This is a genomic window from Methylophaga sp. UBA1464 (assembly GCF_002325665.1).
Classification (GTDB): Bacteria; Pseudomonadota; Gammaproteobacteria; order Nitrosococcales; family Methylophagaceae; genus Methylophaga.
This window is the reverse complement of the sequence record NZ_DCSO01000039.1, coordinates 1-5,130: the sequence shown is the minus strand read 5'-3', so window position 1 is coordinate 5,130 and position 5,130 is coordinate 1. Positions and strand designations below refer to the sequence as shown.

General features: G+C 45.2%; 4 protein-coding genes. All 4 read right to left on the bottom strand.

The window, feature by feature from the left end; all coding sequences use genetic code 11:
- Window positions 1-921: hypothetical protein (locus tag B3O33_RS03905; RefSeq protein ID WP_292362991.1), on the bottom strand; the 921-nt coding region annotated here is incomplete at its 3' end.
- Window positions 922-2,700, bottom strand: coding sequence for a vWA domain-containing protein (locus B3O33_RS03900; RefSeq protein ID WP_292361386.1), 1,779 nt, complete (start codon window positions 2,698-2,700; stop codon window positions 922-924).
- A 129-nt stretch (window positions 2,701-2,829) separates the two neighbouring features.
- On the bottom strand, window positions 2,830-4,014 hold the full coding sequence (locus B3O33_RS03895; RefSeq protein ID WP_292361387.1) for an O-succinylhomoserine sulfhydrylase: 1,185 nt from the start codon (window positions 4,012-4,014) through the stop codon (window positions 2,830-2,832).
- 182 nt (window positions 4,015-4,196) lie between these two features.
- Window positions 4,197-5,130 (bottom strand): TonB-dependent receptor domain-containing protein (locus tag B3O33_RS03890; RefSeq protein WP_292362988.1); only part of this gene is annotated, 934 nt, incomplete at its 5' end.

Genomic DNA, 5,130 nt, shown 5'->3' with positions numbered 1-5,130 from the left:
GTCATTTTTCACAAAATCCGCCATCCGCATGGCGGGTTTGACTGCTTCAGTTTCTAACACTGCCTCGGACTGTAAATCTTGCCCGTCTTGAACGTCTGGTTCCAATTGGTCAGCTGTATTGACATCATCAGTTGCCAAGCCATCAAATTCTGCCAGCAGTTCAGGAGCCATCTCCACTTCCGAGTCTGCAGCGGGTTCTTCATTTACCTCTTCAGTCAAATCGCTGCTGGTCGTTTCATCCTCCAACTGGTTTTGATTGGATATATCCTCCGCATTTTCAGTTTCAACATCCGCCAGTTCAATCTCAAACATCTCGGAAGTATCATTCTGTTCGTCACTGACAACAGTTTCATCATCCAGTAGTTCGGTTTGTGCAACAACATTCTCAGCATTCTCGTCATCAAACACACTGTCAAAGTCTGCTACAGGTTCTTCTTCCGCTTCAGGTGACACTATTTGATCTTCAAACTCTGCCGTTTCTTCGGATAATTCAGTTTCGCTGGCAATTTCCTCCGTCATCTCGGATTCGACAGGATCCTGCTCAATATCGGCTTGCATAATACTTAGCGTTGCATCCGTTAACGAAGTAATCTGTTCCGGTAATTTTCCCAGTGATTTTTCGTCCTGTTCTGAATACAGATTGACTATCGATTTAAAGATTTCCTTTTCCCGCGACATCAATTCTTCAACCATGGTATCGAGAGCAGCGCCGCTTAAACCATAACGTTCACTCAGTTGACTGCTTAATGCAGCAAAACGTTGTTCATGATTGTTTTTGATTAACTTGGCCGTTTTTGCAGCCGCTGCCTGAGCACGTTTATGTTTGCGTCGGGCACGAAGCAGAACCCAGACAAACAAAATGGCAAAGATAAAAGCCAGCTCGTAAGCCAGCCATTGAAAAACCGGATCAGTCATAGACATTTATAATAAGTCTCCAGGTAATAGCTGCCGGCGACGGCTGCGATGCCAAAACCAGAATCCCATCAATAACAACAGCACAATAACGGCATTACCAATGGCTAAAATGACAGTATTTGATAATCGAAAGACAGTCTCATCAATAATCGTTGTTTCTTCATCTGCAACCGGATCAATCATCACCGGTTCAAATGGCTTATCAGCAGAATCAGCAGCAAGCGCTGTTTCTGAAGTAATCGTCAATGTGGCCCCCATTTCGTCCAGTAACTGAATGGGTTTCGGCTGTAAAAAAACATTACGGCCAGTCAGGGTTTTACCTCTGATCTGCAACGATAATTGATACGCAGTTTCCGGCTGCAGATCAGCTAAAGTCAGCTGCCAGGTGTTATCAGCTTGGCGTAACACATCATAGGGAAACTCACTGCCATCAGCGGCGCTGAGCAATGCGGTGATTTGCAATGATTTAGGATCAATCATGCTGGCATCAGCTGACATGGATAAACGATGACTTCGACTGTCTGTTTCCAGCTGGGTAACGGTAACATCAAACGGCAATGCTACTACGTTGACAGATTGCCGCCGCTGGCGTTCAAATGTGTCACTTTTTGCCGTGATCACAATATCATTTTGTCCACTATCAAACAGCTTGCCCAAATTTGCCATAAACGTCGCCGTCTGGTTATTTAAGGTCATCGTGTTGTTGATGGGATCGCCTGCCAGTGGCTGGGTACTCAACTCTGCCGTCACCAGCTGCAGAAAATCCGTTCGCTCAACCTGTTTACCATGGTCGATCAATTTAGCAACAATATCAAATTGCTCTCCTGCCAGAATATTATTTGGCAGATCAATGGTTTCCAGTCGCAGATCGGTCAGCACCATGACCCGGTTATCCGGATCTATATTAGCGTCAATAAACCAGTCACCTGTCATCGGTTTTTCTACCGTGATTAAATCAAAATGTTTTTCCTGCATCCAGCGTACCGAGGACTCATGATTATCAGCTTGTTGGCGTTGCTGATCAGGTTGCACCAGTTGGGTGACATCGGTTTCATTTTCACGAAACACCAAAATCGTCATTTCATTGACACTGTTATCAATAGTGAACTGATTCTCAACCAACGGAACCGAATCACGTTGGGTTGCCTGTTCAAACAAATGCAGAAATACCCGTTCCAGCTCATCGGCATTATCCACCTTGTGGTACCAGCCATCGGTGGAGAGGGAGAGTTGTTTCAGTAGTTCATGATCAGCTTCTTCGGATAACGCTATTGTATGGATACGAAAGCCTTTTTGCTTAATTTGCGGTAACAGTTTATCGATAATGTTTTGCCGGGATTGTTGACTGGCAGCTTTTCCCTGATGTAAATCAACCAGACCATCCGATAACAGGATAATACTGCGTTGCCTGGCCGGATCTGAGGACTTAACATTAGCGGTAGCTTTTTGCAGGGCCTGCTCGATATCCGTAAACAAGCCGTGGGAATGAATTTCAGAGGATTTTTGCTGGACCTGTTGCCGCCATTTATCGTCAGCATTCTGTATTGGAACCAGCATATTGACGTAACGGGCAAACGTCCAGACACCACTTTCGGCATCGCCCGGCATCAACCCACCCAATAAACGCAGACCAGGTGATCGCAGATTCTGTGGATCGTTGTATTTCATGCTGCCAGACACATCAATAATGATGCGGACATCTGCATTTGACTCAGCATTGGCATTCGCTGGAAAGGCAAGCCAGATGACTGGCAGGGCCAGTATTACCCTTAATATTCTCTGCATAAAAACAACCTGTTTGGCTTGAAAAGCGGCAGAAAATGTCATCACTGGCGATTTTCTGACGCGAATTGTTTTATTTCAGACTCAATATGCAGGTTTTATGCCGATAGTTCAGTTATTTGCTTGGCGAGCTTAAAGTAGATCCAACCCACATTGGATATCTGTTTGAATATCTTCAACATTTTCCAAACCAACCGATAGACGTATCATGCCCTCGCTGATACCTGATTCGGCACGGGCTACTTCAGACAAACGGCCATGCGTAGTCGTCGCGGGATGGGTAATCGTTGTTTTTGTGTCACCCAAATTGGCGGTAATTGAAATAAAACGAGTGGCATTAATCAGTTTCCACGCAGCCTGTTGCCCGCCTTTGACTTCAAACGCAATAATGCCGCCAAAATCAGATTGCTGCTGTTTGGCTAGTTGATGACCGGGATGTGATTTCAGACCCGCATAAAAAACCTGTGACACTTGTTTTTGCTGTTGCAACCAATGGGCGAGTTGATTGGCATTGCTGGAATGCGCTCTCATACGTAAATCCAGGGTTTCCAGACCTTTCAGAAAAGTCCAGGCATTGAATGCGCTCATCGTTGGGCCAGCTGAACGCAGGAAACCGTAGACATCTTCTCCGACACGCTGTGCATCACCGACTACCGCCCCACCAACACAACGCCCCTGTCCATCAATATATTTGGTAGCAGAGTGAATCACAATATCCGCGCCAAGCAATAATGGCTGCTGTAAAGCCGGGGTACAGAAACAGTTATCGACAATTAACAGGCAATCATGCTGTTTTGCCAAAGCGGATAACGCCGCTAAATCAGCAATTTCATTGAGTGGATTGGATGGCGTTTCCAGAAACAGCGCCTTGGTATTGGGTTTAATTGCCGCTTCCCAGGCCGCCAAATCGGTTAACGGCACATAATCCGTCTGCAAACCGAACTTGCTGAGATATTTATCAAACAATACCCGGGTAGTACCAAATACACTGCGTGAAGAGACAATATGATCCCCTGCAGCACATAATCCCATAAAGGTTGCGAGAATAGCCGACATGCCTGAAGCTGTTGCCACACAGGCTTCACCTTGTTCCAGCGAGGCAAGACGTTGCTCAAAGGTGCGTACGGTTGGATTGGTAAAGCGTGCATAGATATTGCCGGGTTCATCACCGCCAAATCGTGCTGCCGCTTGTTCAGCACTGTCAAACACAAAACTTGAAGTGGGGAAAATTGGTTCGGAATGTTCGCCCTCAGGAGTTCTTACATGTCCTGTACGAATTGCACGGGTGGCAAAACCCTGGTCTTTGAGATCTGTCATGATAACTCTGAATATCGCTGGAAAATCCTGCCATTCTAAAAGATAAGCCTTATAGCTGACCAGCTTTATCCTTACTGAATGATCCGGCGAACATGCGAGGAAGATAAAATTAATGATTTGCCGTTAAAAGCTAAAAATCATGCTCAGTCGATAATGACTGAGCATGAAATAAGCTACCTATTTTAAGGCTGATAATGTAAAGACAGCATATAGGTACGATCCAAGGTATTGAAGTTATTGACTGTCTGATATTCCTTATCAAACACATTCATTGCATTTAGCTTAACCGACCAGTCATTATCAATCTGATAAGCCACTCGAAAGTCCACCAGACCATAACCACTTAAACGCGTGTTGTTAGCGGCATCGTCATAACGATAGTCACTCACTTTCCAGCTGCCGCCAATTGACCAGTCGCCAAACTGACGATCAACATGCAGATTCGCCAGGCGCTGTGCTCTGCGTGGTAGCTTATTACGTGTTTCCTCATCTTCGGGTTTAAGCACAGTCGCATTGAACTGTACCTGCCAATTCAGCAGCGTTGTAGCCAAATCGAATTCAAGACCTTTGATTTTGGCTTCAGCCACATTTTCAGTGGTGGGAAATTGATATACCAACAAATCACGTATTTTGTTCTGAAAAGCATGGACTCCCCAGGTACCCCAATCAGCGTTACCTAACAAACCAACACCATAGTTTTTCGATTTTTCGGCTTCCAAATCGGGATTGCCAACAAAAAACCCAACATCTGGATAATAAAGTTCATTAAATGTTGGGGCTTTGAATGCCGTTCCAACATTCGCCGTAAGCTGAAGTGCCTGTGTTAACTGATAGCCCCACTCTGCCGTGCCGGTCGTTTCTTCCCCATAGGCTTCGTTATCATCATGTCGAGAACTTAATAACCAGCTGTGATTTCCTGCCTGCCCTTGCCAACTGATAAAAAACGCCTTGTTATCGCGTGAAGTTTCATCGTAATCAATCGTGCCCTCAATTCGGTCATGATCATAGTCAAGACCTACATTAAGTCGTTGATTTTTTGTCAGCATAAAAGTATTGACCAGACTGATAAACCGATGACGGGTATTGAAAGTGCCATCCGGAATGCCATCTTTATAA